Source organism: Ruegeria sp. HKCCD7221, assembly GCF_013031225.1.
In the GTDB taxonomy this organism is placed as follows: Bacteria; Pseudomonadota; Alphaproteobacteria; order Rhodobacterales; family Rhodobacteraceae; genus Ruegeria.
In genome coordinates this window covers 1-19,136 of sequence record NZ_WPZE01000012.1, presented here as the reverse complement: position 1 = coordinate 19,136, position 19,136 = coordinate 1, and the positions used below count along the sequence as shown (strand labels likewise).

Annotated in this window: 17 protein-coding genes; 15 read left to right on the top strand and 2 right to left on the bottom strand. The window is 55.6% G+C overall.

Going from position 1 to position 19,136, the window contains the following annotated elements:
• The first annotated feature begins 1 nt into the window (after position 1).
• From GOX73_RS19435 to GOX73_RS19410, 6 genes are all read left to right on the top strand, one after another.
• The gene (locus GOX73_RS19435; protein WP_171126951.1) at positions 2–847 is read left to right on the top strand and encodes an ABC transporter permease; all 846 of its coding nucleotides are present in this window, start codon (positions 2–4) and stop codon (positions 845–847) included.
• Positions 844–1,617 (top strand): ABC transporter permease, encoded by a 774-nt coding sequence (locus GOX73_RS19430; protein ID WP_171126950.1) that lies wholly within the window; start codon positions 844–846, stop codon positions 1,615–1,617. The genes GOX73_RS19435 and GOX73_RS19430 overlap by 4 nt, the downstream gene beginning before the upstream one ends.
• A complete protein-coding gene (locus tag GOX73_RS21090) occupies positions 1,614–2,663 on the top strand; it encodes an ABC transporter ATP-binding protein (protein WP_171126949.1) in 1,050 nt (349 codons plus the stop codon). The genes GOX73_RS19430 and GOX73_RS21090 overlap by 4 nt, the downstream gene beginning before the upstream one ends.
• Entirely contained in the window at positions 2,663–3,397 is a 735-nt protein-coding gene (locus tag GOX73_RS19420) for an MBL fold metallo-hydrolase (RefSeq protein WP_171124720.1), read from the top strand. The genes GOX73_RS21090 and GOX73_RS19420 overlap by 1 nt, the downstream gene beginning before the upstream one ends.
• Before the next feature lie 248 nt (positions 3,398–3,645).
• A complete protein-coding gene (locus GOX73_RS19415) occupies positions 3,646–5,271 on the top strand; it encodes a bifunctional aspartate transaminase/aspartate 4-decarboxylase (RefSeq protein ID WP_171126948.1) in 1,626 nt (541 codons plus the stop codon).
• A 39-nt stretch (positions 5,272–5,310) separates the two neighbouring features.
• On the top strand, positions 5,311–6,984 hold the full coding sequence (locus tag GOX73_RS19410; protein WP_171124717.1) for an aspartate:alanine exchanger family transporter: 1,674 nt from the start codon (positions 5,311–5,313) through the stop codon (positions 6,982–6,984).
• A gap of 155 nt (positions 6,985–7,139) precedes the next feature.
• Here GOX73_RS19410 and GOX73_RS19405 read toward each other — a convergent pair whose 3' ends face one another.
• Positions 7,140–8,198 (bottom strand): LacI family DNA-binding transcriptional regulator, encoded by a 1,059-nt coding sequence (locus GOX73_RS19405; protein ID WP_171126947.1) that lies wholly within the window; start codon positions 8,196–8,198, stop codon positions 7,140–7,142.
• A 181-nt stretch (positions 8,199–8,379) separates the two neighbouring features.
• On the opposite strand from GOX73_RS19405, the gene GOX73_RS19400 reads away from it, so the two are divergent.
• From GOX73_RS19400 to GOX73_RS19370, 7 genes are all read left to right on the top strand, one after another.
• The gene (locus GOX73_RS19400) at positions 8,380–9,696 is read left to right on the top strand and encodes an ABC transporter substrate-binding protein (protein WP_171124713.1); all 1,317 of its coding nucleotides are present in this window, start codon (positions 8,380–8,382) and stop codon (positions 9,694–9,696) included.
• Between the two features lie 123 nt (positions 9,697–9,819).
• On the top strand, positions 9,820–10,767 hold the full coding sequence (locus tag GOX73_RS19395) for a carbohydrate ABC transporter permease (RefSeq protein WP_171124711.1): 948 nt from the start codon (positions 9,820–9,822) through the stop codon (positions 10,765–10,767).
• On the top strand, positions 10,764–11,702 hold the full coding sequence (locus GOX73_RS19390; RefSeq protein ID WP_171124710.1) for a carbohydrate ABC transporter permease: 939 nt from the start codon (positions 10,764–10,766) through the stop codon (positions 11,700–11,702). The genes GOX73_RS19395 and GOX73_RS19390 overlap by 4 nt, the downstream gene beginning before the upstream one ends.
• Positions 11,699–11,887 carry a hypothetical protein gene (locus tag GOX73_RS19385; protein ID WP_170488331.1) on the top strand — a complete coding sequence of 63 codons (189 nt, stop codon included), beginning with the start codon at positions 11,699–11,701 and terminating at the stop codon, positions 11,885–11,887. The genes GOX73_RS19390 and GOX73_RS19385 overlap by 4 nt, the downstream gene beginning before the upstream one ends.
• Before the next feature lie 4 nt (positions 11,888–11,891).
• Positions 11,892–12,989: an ABC transporter ATP-binding protein gene (locus tag GOX73_RS19380; RefSeq protein ID WP_171124708.1), complete on the top strand. Its 1,098-nt coding sequence runs from the start codon at positions 11,892–11,894 to the stop codon at positions 12,987–12,989.
• Positions 12,982–13,977, top strand: coding sequence for an ABC transporter ATP-binding protein (locus GOX73_RS19375; RefSeq protein WP_171124706.1), 996 nt, complete (start codon positions 12,982–12,984; stop codon positions 13,975–13,977). Before GOX73_RS19380 ends, GOX73_RS19375 begins: the two co-directional genes overlap by 8 nt.
• 11 nt (positions 13,978–13,988) lie before the next feature.
• Positions 13,989–15,611 carry a dihydroxyacetone kinase subunit DhaK gene (locus GOX73_RS19370; RefSeq protein ID WP_171126946.1) on the top strand — a complete coding sequence of 541 codons (1,623 nt, stop codon included), beginning with the start codon at positions 13,989–13,991 and terminating at the stop codon, positions 15,609–15,611.
• Between the two features lie 50 nt (positions 15,612–15,661).
• Here the strand turns inward: GOX73_RS19370 and GOX73_RS19365 are convergent, their stop codons facing one another.
• Positions 15,662–16,426, bottom strand: coding sequence for a DeoR/GlpR family DNA-binding transcription regulator (locus GOX73_RS19365; RefSeq protein WP_171124702.1), 765 nt, complete (start codon positions 16,424–16,426; stop codon positions 15,662–15,664).
• Between the two features lie 179 nt (positions 16,427–16,605).
• Between GOX73_RS19365 and pyk the strand changes: the two genes are divergently transcribed.
• Complete coding sequence (pyk, locus tag GOX73_RS19360) at positions 16,606–18,054, top strand: pyruvate kinase (RefSeq protein WP_171126945.1); 1,449 nt, start codon at positions 16,606–16,608, stop codon at positions 18,052–18,054.
• A gap of 17 nt (positions 18,055–18,071) precedes the next feature.
• Positions 18,072–19,073 carry a type I glyceraldehyde-3-phosphate dehydrogenase gene (gene gap, locus GOX73_RS19355; RefSeq protein ID WP_171124699.1) on the top strand — a complete coding sequence of 334 codons (1,002 nt, stop codon included), beginning with the start codon at positions 18,072–18,074 and terminating at the stop codon, positions 19,071–19,073.
• The last annotated feature ends 63 nt before the right edge of the window (positions 19,074–19,136 follow it).

Sequence of the window (19,136 nt, the reverse complement as noted above, 5' to 3'; positions counted from 1 at the left end):
CATGTCCAAGGATCAGATCCGGGGCTGGGGCTTTGTGACTCCGGCCCTGCTGTGGACCATCGCTTTTTTCATCGTGCCTTTCGTCGTGATGGGCGCGATGAGCCTTGCTTCGCTTGAAGGGCGCATGCTTGTCTGGGACCTGTCGCTGGCCAACTATGCCGAGCTGCTTGAAAAGAAGTATCTGTGGCGCGCGGTTCTGGTTTCGCTTGAAATCACGCTGGCGGTGACTGTGATCTCGGTCGTGCTGGCTTATCCGCTGGCCTGGATCATTGCCTTTCGTGTGTCGCCGCGCTGGCAGCGCCTGGCCCTGCTGCTGGCGATCCTGCCATTCTGGACCTCCTATGTGGTGCGGTCCTATGCGTGGCTGCTGGTTCTGGCGCGCGAAGGCGTAGTGAATGAGACCCTGATGTGGATCGGCGCCATCGCCGAGCCGATCACGCTGGCCAATACGCGCTTTGCGACGGTAACGGGCTTTGTGCATTTCTTTGTGATGCTTCTGACCCTGACGATTTATGCCAACCTGATCCAGCTATCCCCGAACTATCGCCGGGCGGCAATGGACCTTGGCGCCAACGCCTTTCAAACCTTCCGGCACGTGATCTTGCCGCTCACGCTGCCCGGTATTGTCACCGGAGCATTCCTGACCTTTGTCCTGTGTATCGGCGATTACGTCACGCCGCAGATTCTGGGCGGCAATACCGAACTAACCGTGCCACAGGTCATCATGGTGCAATTGGGACGACGTGCGGATTTCCCGCTGGCCTCGGCGCTGGCCATCGTCTTGATGAGCATCGTCGCGCTGGCCTACCTGCTATCTGCCCGCTGGTTAAGGCTTGACCGGCTATGATGCGTTTTCTGCCGTGGGCTTACCTGATTGCCGCTTTTGTCTTTATCTACCTGCCGGTGGGTGTGCTGGTCCTGTTCTCGTTTCAGGAAGGAACGCTGCCGGTGCCGCCGTTTAACGGACCGTCCCTGCAATGGTACCAGACCATTCTTGGGGACGAGGATTTGATGGCAGCGCTGCGCAACTCGATCCTTGTTGCCTTCGGGTCGTCTGCGGTTGCCGTAACGCTTGGATTTCTGGCCGCATACGGTTTGGCGCGGCACGTTCTGCCGGGATCGACCCTGATCCGAGGGCTGCTGATTGCCCCCCTGACTGTCAGCTACCTGATCGTCGGGCTGGGTCTGCTGATCGTTCTGACGCGGTCGGGCTTTGGCGTTTCGCTATGGACCGCCGCCATCGGGCACGTGGTTATCAACCTGCCGCTGGCTTTTGCCATCATCTACGCCTCGATGGGGGCGCAACAGCAAAATGCCGAACGAGCGGCCCGTGATCTGGGCGCGTCCGAGCCCAAGGTGATCATGCTGGTGACGGTTCCGATGTTGCTGCCGTCGATTGCGGCGGCCTTTTTCCTGTCGGTCACGCTCAGTTGGGACGAGTTTATCATCTCCTTCCTGCTGACCCGCTTTGACGTCACCCTGCCGGTTGAGATCTGGTCGCTGCTCAGGTCTGGCCTGTCGCCGCAACTGAATGCAATCGGCAGCTTCGTCTTCCTGATCTCGGTGGCGGTTGTGCTGCTGCTGGAACTCACCATCTTTCGGAAAGGCCGCCAATGACCGCGTCTGTCACGTTTTCAGGTCTCAATCACTGGTTCGGTCAGTTTCAGGCGCTGTCCGGGATCGACCTACAGATCGAGGCCGGTGAATACGTAACCCTGCTGGGGCCATCCGGCTGCGGCAAGACCACCCTTTTGTCTATCCTTGGCGGGTTTCTGGAACCTACCGAAGGCCGCGTGCTGATTGGCGGTCAGGATTTGACCCGTGTCGCGCCAGTTAAACGCCCCACGACCACGGTGTTCCAGGACTATGCCCTGTTTCCGCACATGTCCCTGCGGGACAATGTGGGCTTTGGCCTGCGTATGAGCGGTATGGGCCGGAAAGCCCGCCACGCCCGCGCCGAACAGATGTTGGATCTGGTCGGTCTGAAGGACGCGGCGCTCAAACGTCCCCATGCCCTGTCCGGCGGTCAGCGTCAGCGCGTTGCGCTTGCGCGGGCATTGGCCGTAAACCCGGACGTTCTACTGCTGGACGAACCGCTGGGCGCGCTGGACCTCAAGCTGCGGCGATCCATGCAGGATGAACTGAAATCCATTCAGCAACAGATCGGAACAACCTTTGTGCATGTCACTCATGATCAGGAAGAGGCCATGGCCATTGCCGACCGGATCGTGGTCATGAGTAGGGGCCGGATCGAAGATCATGGCACGCCCGACCGGGTTTATCGTCACCCCGCAACACTGTTCACGGCGGATTTCATGGGTGAAAACAACCATATAGAAGGTGTGAAATCTGGGGCTGGTGTAGAAACACCCTTTGGGCTTCTTCCCGCACAGAATGCTCCAGCGTCTGCGGCGGCCGCAATCTGCCTCCGCCCCGAGGATATCCGCGCGGACGATCAGGGCTCGTTCCCGATGGGGCAGGCCACCGTGACTGCAGCGGCGTTTTTCGGAACCTATTGCCGGGCGCATCTGTCACCGGCCTGTGCCCCGGACCTGAACCTTACGGCCTATCTGGCGCCCGACCGCGCGTGGGCGCAGGGGGATGTGCTATCGTTATCCGCAGATGTCGAGAATTTTCGTCTGTTCGAACCGGAGACCCCCTGATGCAACGCGCGCAACCGCAGGATTGGTACCGCACCACCCGCAAAGGCGAAGACGTCACCCTGATCGATGAGCCTTTTATCACGCCGTTCTATCGCTGCAACATGTGGCATGTGCGTGGGCGTGACCGCGATATGCTGGTCGACAGCGGTATGGGTGTTGTGTCGCTGCGAACATGGGTGCCTCTGGTGACCGAACGTGCGTTGACGGCGGTCGCAAGCCACACCCATTTCGACCATATCGGCTGTCATCACGAGTTTGAGGACCGCGCGGTTCACAGGGCCGAGGCCGATATTCTGGCGAACCCAACCCGCGTGGCGACGTTGGCCGACCCCTATGTGACGGACGAGATTTTCGACTGCCTACCGCCCTTGCCCTACCGATCCGATACATATGCGGTCAGCGGCGCGCAGGCGACGCGCCTGCTGGACGATGGCGATATCGTCGATCTTGGGGACAGGCATTTCGAGGTGATCCATACACCAGGTCATTCGCCGGGCGGAATTGCCTTGTGGGAGGCCGCGACAGGCATCTTGTTTTCGGGCGATATTGTCTATGATGGCGAGTTGATCGAAGACACTTATCATAGCAATGCGGACGATTATTACCGCTCGATGGTACGTCTCTATGATCTACCTGTACAAACTGTGCATGGGGGTCACTTCCCAAGCTTCGGGCGCGATCGCCACCGCGCAATCATTCGCGCGTGGTTGGATGGAAAGAACACGGCGCGATGACAGCAATTCCCGCAAAGATGGCCTGTTCGCGGGACACATTTATCCTGCAGCTCCAAAGAAAACCCACAGGCCGGAAACCGTTGTCCTGATGAGCCGAGTACCAGCCATGCGCCAACAGAACAAACAAGCGGGGCTGATCGCTTGGAACATAATTGGCTAATAATCTTGAGTTTTTGTTTACAGATGCCGTGACCCGTTTCTACTATCAAATTGTAATTTCTGATATTGATAAACATGGATAAGAACCGATGTCCGAAACTCTTGATTTACACAAGTTCGAAGATCTTAGCCCTTTTGAGATCAAAGACGAGCTCATCAAGCTGGCTCAGAAAGAGTCACGCGCCTCGACCCTACCGTATCTGAACGCTGGTCGGGGAAACCCAAACTGGATTGCAACCAAAGCGAGAGAAGTCTTTTTCTTTTTGGGGCAATTCGCGATTACCGAGGCGCAGCGTGACCGGAATGAACCACAAGTCGGGTTGGCCGGAATGCCACAAGGGCCGGGGTCTTATCATCGTTTGATGGCTTATTGTGCCAATGCGGAAAGTACTAGTCCTGCCGCGGCTACCTTGGCAAGTGTCGTGGATTTTGCAATTCAGAAGTTCGATTTTAATGCGGATGACTTTGTGCTGGAACTGACCGACAGCATCATTGGCGATCATTATCCTATGCCGGACCGCTGTCTCGTTCACAATGAACAGATTGTTCATGAATATTTGATGTGGGCAATGTGCGCGGGCCATCGCCCTGATGCCAAGTTTGACATCTATGCGGTCGAAGGAGGAACAGCCGCAATGTGCTACATCTTCAAAGCGTTGAAAAATCAACGGCTTTTGAACGCGGGCGATACGATCGCGTTGGGGACACCTATTTTTACGCCCTACCTCGAAATGCCAGAACTTGAAGACTATTCACTGAATGTCGTGCATGTCTCATCCGAGGAAGAAGATCACTTTCAATTGACGGATGAAGATCTGGAGTCGCTGGCAGATCCTAAGGTCAAAGCCCTATTTCTGGTGAATCCCGGAAATCCTTCGTCAGTCGCAATAAGCCCTGACGTATTGAAGCGATTGGTCAGTTTTGTAAAAACCCGTCGGCCAGATCTGATCATTCTGACGGATGACGTGTACGGGACTTTTGTGCCAAACTTTGAATCCGTGATGGCGCATCTGCCTGAAAACACAATCGGGGTTTACTCATACTCCAAGTATTTCGGCTGCACGGGCTGGAGGTTGGGTACAATCCTCGTGGCCGAAGACAACATATTTGACAAAATGATCGCCGAGGCCCCGGCCGAGACTAAAGCGGTTGTCGAAGCGCGCTACAGAACCCTGACACCCGATCCCTCCACACTCAAATTCATAGACAGAATTGTTGCGGACAGCCGGGATGTTGCCCTGAATCACACGGCTGGCCTTTCACTTCCTCAGCAAGTGATGATGACGTTGTTTTCTCTGGTCGAGATGATGGACGAAGACAAGGCATATCAAGCCCTTTGCATTAGCATTCTTGAACATCGCTTCACTGAATTGGTCGAAGGTATGGGGATCGAAGTACCGGATAACCCCTTGTACGACAGATACTATGGAATAATTGATTTTGAGTTCTGGCTTCGGAAATATGTAGGTGAAGAAGTCGTGGATTGGATAAAAGAGAACGTCCACCCGCTCGACATTTCGTTCAAACTTGCGCAGGACCATGGGATTGTCCTTTTGAATGGATCGGGATTCGACGCGCCTAACTGGTCTGCACGTGTGTCCTTCGCAAATCTTGATGATGATGCATATCGGAAAATCGGGCGTGCGGTGCGTGCCGTTGCGACGGGATACGTGCAATCGTATCGCGCTTCAAAAGGTCTGCCGATTCACGGTTGAACTCGCATTACAGGATAGGGCCGAGGGACAGCCGTTTTCATGGAAGCAATCATTTCGATATTCAGAACTCACCCTGAATTGGCGCTGTTTTGCAGCCTGACCCTTGGTTACGCGATTGGAAAAGTTTCCTTCGGCTCTTTTACTGTTGGCTCAGTGGCGGGATGCCTGCTTGCTGGTGTCTTGGTCGGGCAGACCGGAGTGGTCGTGTCCGATGACTTGAAGCAGACATTTTTCCTGTTGTTTCTGTTTTCGATTGGCTATCGCACCGGGCCTCAGTTCTTTCGTTCCTTGAACCTGGGTGCCCTGCCTCAGATCGGGATTACCGTTTTATTATGCGCAATTGCGTTGCTGGTTGCGGTCCTTTTAGCGCCACTTATGGGTCTTTCGGTTGGTGTCGCGGCGGGGCTTTTGGCAGGTGGGGCGACTGAAAGTGCAACTTTGGGTGTGGCCATTGATGCATTTGCGAAAACAGGTGCTGACGCAGCAAGCCAGCAGATATTTGAAGCCGAAATCGCGACAGGTTTTGCGGTTGCATATTTTGTTGGTGTCATCGCCACGATTGTGTTCCACACGCAAATTGCACCGCGGTTTTATGGGCGATCTTTGCGGGACGCATGTGCTGAATATGAATCTGAACTGCAAGATGACGATGCCCCGTGGCATTCCGAGCATCGTGACTTTGAAGCGCGGGCCTATCGCATAAATCCTGACTTTGCAGGACATACCGTGGCCGAATTGGAAGCTCGGGTTCCGATCCACGTGCGGGCTTTCTTTGATCGCGTTCGCCGAGGCAACAAAATCCTGCCGACGTCACGGGACATGGTCCTGCAAAACGGAGATATCGCAGCGATCGCCGGGATGCGGTCCTATCTTATTGACCATGGTAGCCTTCTGGGGGAAGAGGTCGAAGACCCTGAACTTTTGGATCTTCCCGTTGAAACCAGCGACATTGTTGTAACTAACAAAGAGTTGGTCAACAAAACCCTAGGTGAACTTTCCGTCCGCCCCGAAGCCCGAACTATCTTTCTTCGTGGGATCATGCGCAGCGGTGAACGGCTACCGGTTTTTCGGGGTGTCCCATTGCACATGGGAGATGTCCTGACAGTTTCCGGTACGCGCAGCCATATTCAGGACGCAGCAAGCAAGTTGGGTTATCTGGACCGAGAAACAAGCAAAACGGACATGGTGTTTGTTGCGTTTTTTATCCTGTTGGGTGGTTTGATTGGGATTCCAGCCCTGCATTATGGCGCGGTCGAGCTTGGTCTGGGCACTTCGGTAGGGGTATTGTTGGGGGGGCTGGTCGCAGGTTGGTTGCGCTCGGTTCGCCGCACATTTGGATTTGTTCCCGAAGCCACGCTTTGGATATTCGATTCAGTTGGCCTGTGCGTCTTTGTGGCATGTGTGGGCATTACCTCGGGGACAAGTTTTGTGGCTGGTGTACTGGCAAGCGGCCCGTCCCTGATTTTTGGTGCGCTGGCAATCGTTTTTCTGGCGCATGGATCAGCGATTTTTGTGGGTCGTAAGATATTCAAAATCAACGAAGGGGTCCTGGCCGGAACATGTTGTGGGGCAGGGACATCCGCACCCGCTTTGGCAGCTGTACAAGAGGCCGCGCAGAGCCAAGTACCAACCCTTGGCTATGGGTTGGGTTATGCAGTTGGTAACGTCCTTCTCGCCCTATGGGGTTCAGTGATTGTCCTGCTATTGGTCTAGAGTCGAAAGCGTGGCACATCCAAGCAGTGTGCTGAACTAAACCAAAACCTCGCACAAAACCGCAGTTTTGGAGAGCGAGAGCTTTTGAACAAGATTATGCGGATAATCGTTCGAATATAATTCGGCAGAATCAAACATCCGATCCTGCTGGCCGTCTATTGGGCGCTATAGCTTGCTGCAAATCCGTCGGGTATCAAATTTTCTTGGATGAGAATTTCAATGCGTATTTGCTCTTGCGACTGCATGATCTCACGGTTGTCGCACCTTGCGCGCAGCAACCGGACCGAGCTGCGTACCAGATGACCGGGATTTTGCGCGATGATTGCATCCACTTCTTTGTTCAATAGCGCGCTGCGTGTACGTTCCGTCAGCTCATGTGCAATTACGACCAGCTCACCGTGATCAGTTTTGCAATGCAGGGCATTCAGGGGTGAGCGCGCTTCGGAACTCATGATATACGCAGCGATAACGTCTTGATTGTTTCGCAACGTGTTCAGGACGATTTCTTGCGCCCGTGACTGATCACCATGCGTCTCAAGTGAGGGCAGTGCAATTAGATTTGGATAGTCCTGCTTGAGAACCTGATCGAACCCGTGACGCCGTTCCAGACTGTCACGTGCGTTCATGGTTTCTGAAACGACCATGACTTTTCCCTGCCGCCCGCAAGTGAAACGGCCAATTAGGCGGGCCGCGGTTGCGCCCGCGGCGCGGTTGTCGATGCCAACGAAATCCATATCGGACATTTCAAGCTGACCGGATATGAGGTGCACAACCTGAACGCCTTTTTCTTGAAGCCGGATGGCGGCATCCCGCACCTGAGGTGATTCAGGCGCCATCAACGCAATCCCGTCGACCTTATCAGGCGACAGCTTCAGCAATGTGCGTGCGATCAGATGCGGATCGGCCTGCGAAATTTCCTGATGCGAAATCTCGATCCCTTCGGCCGCAAGGCCTCGGTCGGTTTCGGAAATGCGTTCGCGCAGTTCTGAAATAAACAAATCCCCGCGGCGCGGAAGCATGAACCGAAACCTGTACCTCTTGCTTTTGGCCAGATTGGCAGCGGACAGGTTGCGCACAAAGCCGATCTTATCGATTGCTTCATTCACCGCCTTCACGGTTTTCTTGCGCACGCCCGGGCGATTGTTCAGGACGCGATCCACAGTGGCCAGACTGACACCGGCAGCTTTGGCGAGGTCTTTGGTTGTTGGTCGCATCGAGTCGGTTTCTATCCTTTGGTGTTCAAAAATATTTGCCCAGTTTCAAGGCACATGCAAGCGAAATGAGGCACGTGCCTCAGAAAAAGCTTGATCTGAGGTACGTGCCTCATTTACGACTATTCCATCAATGAGTCGCCGTCAGAGGAGTCGGCGCCAAACAAATGGGAGGAGCTTTCTGATGAAGACGCAGCTTAAACTTTCTGTTGCAACTGCCGCGGTGATGGCCGTTTCCGGCGCCGCCAGCGCCGAGGACCTGACCCTGTGCTGGGCATCCTGGGATCCGGCCAATGCGCTGATCGAACTGAGCAAGGACTTCGAGGAAAAGTCCGGCCACACCATGAATTTCGAATTCGTGCCATGGCCTAACTTTGCAGACCGGATGCTGAACGAACTGAACTCGGGCGGTAAACTATGTGATCTGATGATTGGTGACAGTCAGTGGATCGGGGGCGGCGCCGAAAATGGGCACTATGTCAAACTGAACGATTTCTTCGATGCCGAAGGCATCACAATGGATGACTTCATCCCGGCAACCGTGACAGGTTACGCGGAATGGCCGAAGAATACCCCCAACTATTGGGCGCTGCCAGCGTTCGGAGATGTTGTCGGCTGGACCTATCGCAAGGATTGGTTCGAACGCCCCGAACTGCAGGCTGAGTTCAAGGAAAAGTACGGCCGGGATCTGGATGTCCCGAACTCTTTGGACGAGTTGAAAGACATCGCTCAGTTCTTCCAAGGCCGCGATATTGACGGAACGACGGTCTACGGCGCCGCGATCTATACCGAGCGCGGGTCCGAAGGCATCACGATGGGTGTGACCAACGCGCTGTACAACTATGGGTTCGAATATGGTAACCCCGACAGCCCTTATGAACTGGATGGCTTCGTCAATTCTGAAGATGCGGTCGCTGGTCTGGAGTTCTACAAGGACCTCTATGATACCGCCACACCGCCGGGATCTTCGAACTGGTACATGGGTGAAAACATCGACGCTTATAAGTCCGGTCAGGTCGCATTGCAGATGAACTTTGCCTTCATCTGGCCGGGTGTTGAGGCTGACGCGAATGTGGGCGGCGGCAAGTCTGGTTACTTCCCGAACCCCGCAGGTCCGAGCGGGCAGTTTGCCCAATTGGGCGGGCAGGGGATTTCTGTTGTCTCTTATTCCGACAAACAGGATGCTGCACTGGAATACATCAAGTGGTTCGCACAGCCTGAAATTCAGTCTCGCTGGTGGGAACTGGGTGGCTATTCCGCGCTGAAGGCGGTCGTCGAAGACCCTGGTTTTGCAACCAGCCAGCCCTATGCGCAGACCTTCCTCGATTCGATGGCGATCGTTAAGGATTTCTGGGCGGAGCCAGCTTATGCCGAACTGCTTCTGGCCATGCAGCAACGTGTGCATGACTATGTGATTGCGGGCAATGGCACGGCCGAGGAAGCCTTGAATGGTCTGGTCGACGATTGGACCGAGACTTTCGAAGACGAAGGCAAAATCTAAGCGTAAATCTTGCCGGGCAATCCCGTTTGCCCGGCGCTCCCTCTCCGGATTGGCAAAATGCTAATCCGGAGCACTCCGCCACCTTCGGAGACAGCGTCGCTGTCGCCGATGAAGGATCAAACAATGATACACACACCGATGGATAAAATCGCCAAAGCGACACCCGAGCCGATGGCTCGGAAAGTGCGCGGGCTGTCAGATCGAACCATCGCCTGGATTTTCGTCGCGCCGTCCATTTTCCTGCTGTTGGCCGTCAACATCTTTCCGCTGATCTGGACCATCCGGCTGAGCTTTACCAACTACAAGGTGAACAGGCCCAACCGTGAAATCGATTTCGTCGGTCTGCGCAACTACGAACGTATCCTGACCGATAGTGACACATGGATGACGATGCAGGCCACGGCGCATTTCCTGATCTGGACCATCGTTCTGCAGGTTCTGATCGGCTTTGCACTGGCCTATTTGCTGAACATGAAATTCAAGGGCAATGATATGTGGACCACGATCATCGTGTTCCCCATGATGTTAAGCCCGGCCGTTGTAGGTAATTTCTGGACTTTCCTCTATCAGCCGCAAATCGGCCTGTTCAATTATGTAGTGACGTTCTTTACCGGTGGTGATCCATCCAGTTTTTCTATGATCGGCGATGTTCATTTGGCGCCTTGGGCCATTGTAATCGCCGATACCTGGATGTGGACGCCATTTGTGATGCTGATCTGTCTGGCGGGTCTGCGTTCAATCCCGGATTCGATCTATGAAGCCGCCGAATGTGACCGCGCCAGCAAGTGGCGGCAGTTCTGGACGATCACCATTCCGATGGCGCTGCCCTTCCTGATGCTGGCCGTGTTGTTCCGCGGCATCGAGAACTTCAAGATGTTCGACCTTGTGGTGCAGCTGACCGGCGGTGGTCCGGGCAATACGACCACGCTGACCTCGATCGACCTGAAACGCGAAGCGTTCGAGAAATGGCGCACCGGCTATTCCTCGGCCTATGCGGTCATCCTGTTCGTCACCGTCTTTGGGCTGGCTTCGATCTACGTCAAAGCCCTGAACAAGGTAAAAGAAAGATGAGCTTTTCTGTTACAGAGCCGTCCAACCGGACGAAGTGGGTCGCTGGTACCGCTGTGGTACTGTATGCGGTCATCACGATCCTGCCGCTGATGTGGATCATCGCCACCGGGTTTAAGTCGCCTGCCGACTCGATCTCTTATCCGCCCAAAATCCTATTCGAGCCGACGCTGGAAGGCTACGTCAACCTGTTCACGCAGCGCACGCGCCTGAATGAAGAAGACCTGGCTGCGCTGCCCCCGCCAGAGACATGGTATGATGAAATGGTTCGCGAACAGGGGCAGGTTATCACTGGCGCGTCGCGCTATGGCGAGCGTTTCATGAACTCGGTCATCATTGGGTTCGGCTCGACCTTTCTGTGTATGGTGCTGGGCACCGCTGCGGCCTATGCGTTCAGCCGGTTCCGGGTGCCACTCAAGGATGATTTGCTGTTCTTCATCCTGTCGACCCGGATGATGCCGCCGATTGCGGTGGCGATCCCAATTTTTCTGATGTTCCGGCAACTAGGGTTGAACGACACGCATCTGGGTATGATCCTGCTGTATACGGCCGTGAACCTCTCCCTGTCGGTCTGGTTGCTGAAAGGGTTCATCGACGAGATCCCGGTGGAATATGAAGAGGCCGCATTGATCGACGGATACACCCGCTTTCAGGCCTTCTACAAAGTGGTGCTGCCGCAGGCCGCGACGGGCATCGCCTCAACCGCGATTTTCTGCCTGATCTTTGCGTGGAACGAATACGCCTTTGCTGTTCTGCTGACCTCGGGCACCGCACAAACCGCACCGCCCTTCATCCCGACCATCATCGGTGTTGGCGGCAAGGACTGGCCCGCCGTGGCCGCCGGGGCGACGATCTTCTTAGTTCCGGTCATGGTCTTCACCATTCTTCTGCGCAAGCATCTGCTGCGCGGCATCACATTCGGAGCGGTACGCAAATGACAAGCTTTATCAATGGCCTGCTGCGGCTGCGCCGTGGCCCTTGGGAAATGGTGGCCTCCATCCTTATCGCGTTGGGTGTGATCATGCTGATGCAGCCCTTTGTGCTGGCCCTGTTCACCTATTCCTTCATTGTCACGCTGATTGGCACGGTGATGTTCATCATCGTCAGCCACTTCCCGGAGTAAGAACATGGCACAGATCAGAATCGAAAACGTGCGCAAGGAATTCGGGACGTTTACCGCCGTGCAGTCGTCGAGTTTCACCATCGAAGATGGCGAGTTCTTCATGCTGCTTGGCCCCTCGGGCTGCGGCAAGACCACGACGTTGCGTATGATGGCCGGGCTTGAGCTGCCCACCAGCGGCGAGATTTACATCGACGGTGAAGAGGTGGGTATGAAGCCTGCCAGCCAGCGCGATATCGCTTTTGTGTTCCAGATGTTCGCGCTCTACCCGCATATGAATGTCGGCAAGAACATCAGCTATCCCCTGCTGAGCCAAGGGATGCCCAAGGCGCAGGTCAAAAAGAAGGTGGACGAGGTCGCCCAGATTCTGGGGATCACCGATATTCTGAAGAAACCTGTTGGCGGGTTGTCAGGAGGCGACCGTCAGCGCGTCGCCTTGGGGCGCGCCATTGTGCGGGACCCCAAAGCGTTCTTCATGGACGAGCCGCTGGGTGCGCTGGATGCAGAATTTCGCGAGCATATGTCCGAAGAATTGCGTGCCTTGCATGACCGGATGGGGGCAACCACGGTTTACGTGACCCACGACCAGCTAGAGGCGATGCAGATGGGCGACAAGATCGTCGTCATGAACCACGGCGTTGTCGAACAATTTGGAGTGCCGCAAGATATCTATGACTGGCCCGCTACGATGTTCGTGGCCAGTTTCATCGGTTCACCTTCCATGAACTTCCTGAATTTTCATGGCATTGTTGGCAGCGGCACTCACTCGGTCGATCTGGGCGACAGTCAAATTCGCATCCCCGAACAGCATGGCGGCGCGCGTGGCGATCTGGCGCTTGGTGTGCGACCTGAACATGTGCATCTGGATGACAGTTCCAGCTATCGCGGCGAAGTGACGGCGACGGAATACCTTGGCACCACTCAGATCGTGACACTGAACACCCCGAATGGCGAGATCAAGGCGCGCATCCCATCCAGCGATCGCGTTCATGTGGGCGAAAAAACGGGCCTGCACTTTGATGAGCGTACAATCACGGTGTTCGAAACGGAAAAGGGCAGGGCATTGTTGTCCGCAGGAAACGAAGGAGTTCTGAACCATGGCTGAGGTTGAGCTTCGCAATGTGACAAAAAGCTTTGGCGACATGGTCGCTTTGGACAACATATCCATGACGATCCCGGATGGGGCTTTTGTCGTCCTTCTTGGGCCAACCGGGGCCGGCAAGACAACGACGCTGCGCATGGTGTCCGGGCTGGACAAGCCGGATGAGGGTGACGTCCTGATGAATGGCCAAACCCTGACCGGATTGACCCCGGCTCAGCGCAACGTCGCCATGGTGTTTCAGCAATACTCGCTGTACCCGCATCTGACAGTCTATGAAAATCTGGCCTTCCCGCTGCGGTCCCCTTTGCTGAAGACGCCCGAGGACGAGATTAGGATCAAAGTGCAGCGCGTCGCTGAGACATTGCAGATCGCGCACAAACTTGAAAACAAGGCGACCGCCTTGTCTGGCGGGGAAATGCAGCGTGTTTCGATTGGTCGTGCCTTGGTGCGAAATCCCGAAGTCTATCTGATGGACGAACCCCTCAGCTCATTGGATGCCAAGCTGCGCGCTGATCTGCGGGTTGAGCTGAAGAGCATTCAGGCGGATAGTGGCGCGACGCTACTGTATGTGACACACGATCAGGTCGAGGCGATGACCATGGCGACCCATGTGGGTGTTCTGGATAATGGAAAGCTGATCCAGTTTGGCACGCCGCGGGAAATCTACGAAGCCCCAGTCAGCATCTATGCGGCCAGCCGCCTTGGCCAGCCCCGGATCAACATTCTGCCTGCCGATATCTTTGGTCACGCCCCAAGCGGTGCCAAGTCCATCGGCCTGCGCCCAGAACAGATCGGACAGGGGGACGGGCAGGACAGTCTTGTTACGCGGGTCGAACATCTGGGCGATCAGACCAGATTACATCTGTCTTTCAGGGATCATGATCTGATTACTGTAACCGACGCACACACCTCGCTCAAAAGCGGCGATATCGTCAAGATCGCTCCGAACAACCCGTTTTTCTTCGACGCCGAAGGCGTCCGGATTCAGTAAAAGAGGCTGAAATGACCCATTTTATCAATAGAAAAGAAGACATCGTTGCAGAAGCCGTTGACGGCGTGATCGCAACATCGGGTGGTCGCCTTGCCCGGCTGGACGGTTATCCACATATCAGGGTGGTGGTGCGCACGGACTGGGACAAGTCGAAGGTTGCGCTGGTGTCTGGCGGGGGGTCGGGTCACGAGCCCGCGCACGCCGGGTTCGTTGGCGAAGGTATGTTGACCGCCGCGGTGTGTGGTGACGTATTTGCCTCACCTTCTGTCGACGCGGTTCTGGCCGGGATTTTGGCTGTGACCGGACCGGCAGGTTGCTTGCTTATCGTCAAGAACTACACCGGCGATCGCCTGAACTTTGGCCTTGCGGCTGAACGTGCGCGCGCCTTTGGACTCAATGTGAATATGGTCATCGTGGATGATGACGTCGCGCTGCCTGATCTGCCCCAGGCACGCGGTGTTGCGGGGACGCTGTTCGTGCATAAAATCGCCGGTGCATTGGCCGAGAATGGCGCTGACCTCGATGCGGTGGCAACCGCAGCCGAGCGCGTTATTGCTGGCACATCGTCCATCGGTATGTCGCTTGACACCTGTACGGTGCCCGGCGCACCGAAAGAAGATCGCATTCCAAGCGGTAAGGCTGAACTGGGCCTCGGTATCCATGGTGAGGCCGGGATTGATCAGGTTGAATACTCGGATGCTAAATCCGCCATTGCCATGATGGTTGAAAAGCTGGGTGCAAAGATGGACCCTGACCAGCGCTATGTTGCTTTGTTGAATAACCTTGGCGGGGCTTCCGTTCTGGAAATGTCTATTCTGGCGCATGAGCTCAAGCATTCGTCGATCGGGCAGCAGATTAGCCATATCGTTGGACCTGCGGCGTTGATGACTTCTCTTGAAATGCGCGGATTTTCGATCTCGGTCTATCCTGCGCCGACCGAGGATCTGATGGCATTGCAGGCCAAAACGCACCTGAGCGCATGGCCCGGTGTAAACGCATTGGTCGACGTTCCCGTGCTTGAACTGCCCGATGGCCTGAAGCCAATTAAGCCTCTGGCCTCAGATCATGCCGAGACGCGTTCGTTCCTGATAAGATGCTGCGAGATATTGATAGCGGCCGAGGCTGACCTGAACGCACTGGATGCCAAGTCCGGCGATGGTGACACAGGCTCGACGCTTGCAGGCGCGGCACGTGCCCTGATCGCAGCGATGGACAAGCTGCCTTTGGCGGATCACACGCAACTGTACCGCGCAATCGGCCAAGAGCTGAGTCAGACTATGGGCGGGTCTTCAGGCGTTTTGCTCGCCATTTTCTTTGCGGCGGCGGGGGATGCGGCATCAAGTGGTGAAACGATGCAGAAGGCGTTGCACGTTGGTTTGAAGCGGATGCAGGATATTGGCGGTGCTCAACCCGGTGACCGGACAATGATTGATGCATTGAAACCGGCTCTTGACAAGCTGGAAGGCGGATTGCCCGATGCAGCAGTTGCCGCGCGAGCTGGGGCTGACAAAACGGCAACGATGTTGCGGGCTCGAGCTGGTCGCGCATCATATATCAACGCAGAACAACTGCGGGGACATGTCGATCCTGGTGCCGAAGCTGTCGCGCGGCTTTTTGAACGATTGGCCAGCTAACTACGACCGCAAGCGGTCGCAGGGCGCCACCTTGGCCTTGCGACCGCGCCTCAGGGTTGCGCGACGTTGATGGATGTGCCGAGTTCGCGCGCCTTCTGCATCATACCGTCCGGCAACGGTGCATCGGTGAAAAGGATATCGGTATCGGCAAGATTCCCAATCCGCCCAGGGGCTGACCGCAGCATTTTTGAGCTATCGGCAACCACAAAAGTCGACTTTGACTGTCGTATGATGGACTTCGTCGCGCGCACTTCCTGAAAATCGAAATCCAGCAGATCCAAGTCTGCGTCAATTCCGGCGCAGCTTATGATTGAATGGTCGAATTTGAACAAATCCACCACCTGTGTTGTCAGGTTGCCAAGTAGACCACCGTCTGTGCGCCGCAACGAACCACCTGCGACAACAATTTCGATATCCGGGTTCACCGCAAGGATATTGGCGGTGTTCAGGCTGTTGGTGACAACCAACAGGTCTTTGTGGGCCAGCAACTCATGGGCAACAGCTTCGGTGGTGGTTCCGATGTTTATGAAAACGGTTGCGCCGTTTGGAATGCTGCCGGCGCATTCTCGGCCAATTCTTGCCTTGCCTTCAGTATTTCGATTGCGGCGCTGCACATAGTCGAGATTTCCCGCCCCCGAAGACACGACAGCGCCCCCGTGAACGCGTTCCAGTTGGCCGGTATCAGATAGCTGCGCAAGGTCTCGGCGGATGGTCTGCTCGGCGACCCCAAAGCGTCGGGCAAGATCTTCGACCCGGATCGTTCCTTCGATTTGAGCGATGTGCAGAATCTCAGATTTTCTGTTCTTGCCGAGCATGTTTTGATCCTTTGCGCTCAAAAATAGATGTGCGGTTTTTGTGTGGTTTTCAAGATAATTCGAAATTATCGAACATAATTGCCAAAAAAGAACGCCTGAATGCGCGAAAATGTTGACTTTTGGCTTGAATGATGATTGTTAGCGATAACAAATGAAAATGGTTCAAGGGCAAGGTCCGAATGATCCGAAACAGAAACATCAAAGTTGTGGCGACGCTTGGTCCAGCCTCAAGCAGCTATGAAACCATCCGTGCCCTAAAAACCGAAGGGGCGGATGTGTTCCGCCTCAACATGAGCCACGGACGGCACGATGATATCGCCCGGTTGCATGCCACGATCCGCAAGGTTGAGGCGGATATGAACGCGCCCATTTGTATTCTGGCAGACCTTCAGGGCCCCAAGCTGCGCTGCGGCCTGTTCGAAGGCGGTGGTGCGCTGTTGGTCGATGGGCAGAGCTTTCGGTTTGATCTGGAGGGCACCGCGGGAAGTCAAAATCGTGTTCAGTTGCCGCATCCGGAAATCTTCCGGGCTCTGACCCCGGGTGCAACGCTACTGGTCAATGACGGTCTCATTCGCATGTCTGTGATTGATTGCTCAGACCAACATGCCGAGTGTCGCGTTATGGTAGGCGGGCGTATTTCCGACCGCAAAGGCGTGAATGTCCCTGATGTCGTGCTTCCTTTGGCTGCGTTGTCCGACAAGGACCGGGCAGATCTTGAGTTTGTGTGCGAGCTTGGTGTCGAATGGCTTGCCTTGTCATTTGTGCAAAGGCCCGAAGACATCGAAGACGCGCGCAAACTGGCAAAAGGCCGGGCGCGTATTTTGAGCAAGATTGAAAAACCGGCGGCGGTAAACTGTTTTCCTGCAATTCTGGATGCGTCGGATGCGATCATGGTGGCGCGTGGCGACCTGGGTGTGGAACTGCCCATCCAAAAGGTTCCGGCAATCCAAAAGCAGCTGGTGCGGGGGTGCCGCGCGGCCGGGAAGCCTGTGATTGTCGCAACTCAGATGCTGGAAAGCATGACCGGCAGCCCTGTGCCCACCCGCGCTGAAGTGTCCGATGTCGCTTCGGCCATTTATGACGGTGCCGATGCGGTCATGTTGTCGGCAGAATCCGCAGCGGGACAATTTCCGGTCGATGCAGTTCAGATGATGAACGCTATAGCCGAGGAAACGGAACAGGATCCCGGTTACCTTGAAGCGATCGAAGCAGCACGCACCCCCTGCAAGAGCACGGTGTCCGAGGCGATTACATCTGCGGCTCGGGAAATCGCTGAGACGACCGCGCTGAAGACGATCTGTTGTTACACCATGTCCGGCTCGACGGCCACGTTGGCCGCACGGGAACGCCCGCGCGTGCCTATTCTGGCGCTGACCCCCGATCCGTCCGTCGCCAGAAGGCTGGGCCTGGTTTGGGGTCTATCCTGTGCTCCGGTCGATCCCGCCATCCGTTTCAAGGGCGCGGTAAAAGCGGCAGTCTGCGCCGCGCGGGATATGGGGCTGGCCGGTCAGGATGACCGCATCGCGGTTACGGCGGGCATTCCTTTCAACACTGCAGGCACCACGAACATCCTGCGCGTCGTGTCGATGTCAGAATCCCTTGATGCGCAATCCGAAGCGGCATTCTAAATTTTTGGAGAAGTAAAATGACGGTAAAAGTAGCAATCAACGGGTTTGGTCGCATCGGTCGCAGTGTCCTAAGATCTTTGGTTGAGGCAGGGCGGAACGATGTCGCCGTGGTGGCCATCAATGATCTTGGTCCGATTGAGACGAACGCGCATTTGTTGAAATACGACAGCGTTCATGGGCGACTGGATACAGATATTCAGGTTGATGGAAACACTTTGCTTGTTGGTGGGCGCGAAATACGCGTCAGTGCAGAGCGCGACCCCGCAAAGCTGGCTTGGCAGGATGTCGACGTCGCACTTGAATGCACCGGTCTGTTTACAAAACGCGAAAGCGCCATTCAGCACGTGAGCAATGGGTCAAAGAAAGTTTTGGTTTCCGCCCCGGCTTCGGGTGCTGACAAGACGATCGTTTATGGCGTGAACCACAAAAGTCTGACAGGCAACGAGATCGTTGTGTCGAATGCAAGTTGTACAACCAACTGCCTGTCTCCGGTTGCCAAGGTGCTGGACGACGCCTTTGGGATTGAAACCGGTTACATGACCACAGTGCATTCTTACACAGGTGATCAACCTACCCTGGATACGATGCACAAAGACCTCTACCGCGCCCGAGCGGCCGCGATGTCGATGATCCCGACCTCGACAGGAGCGGCCCGTGCTGTCGGTGAGGTTCTTCCCCAGCTCAAAGGGAAATTGGACGGTTCTGCCATCCGGGTGCCGACACCGAATGTTTCGGCTGTCGATTTTTGCTTTATGCCGAAACAAGACGTAACCGTGGATCAGATCAACGACGCAATTCGCGCCGCAGCAGACGGCGAAATGCGTGGGGTACTGGCGGTGACAGATGAGCCGTTGGTTTCCGCAGACTTCAATCACGACCCCCATTCGTCGATCTTTGCCACCCAGCAGACCCGTCTGACCGAGGGTGGAATGGTTCGGATTCTGAGCTGGTACGACAATGAATGGGGTTTCTCCAATCGAATGCTGGACACCGCCCGCGTGATGGCAACCAAAGTCTGAGGGCCACATAATGAGCACAATCATCGACATCCACGCCCGGGAAATTCTTGACAGTCGGGGCAA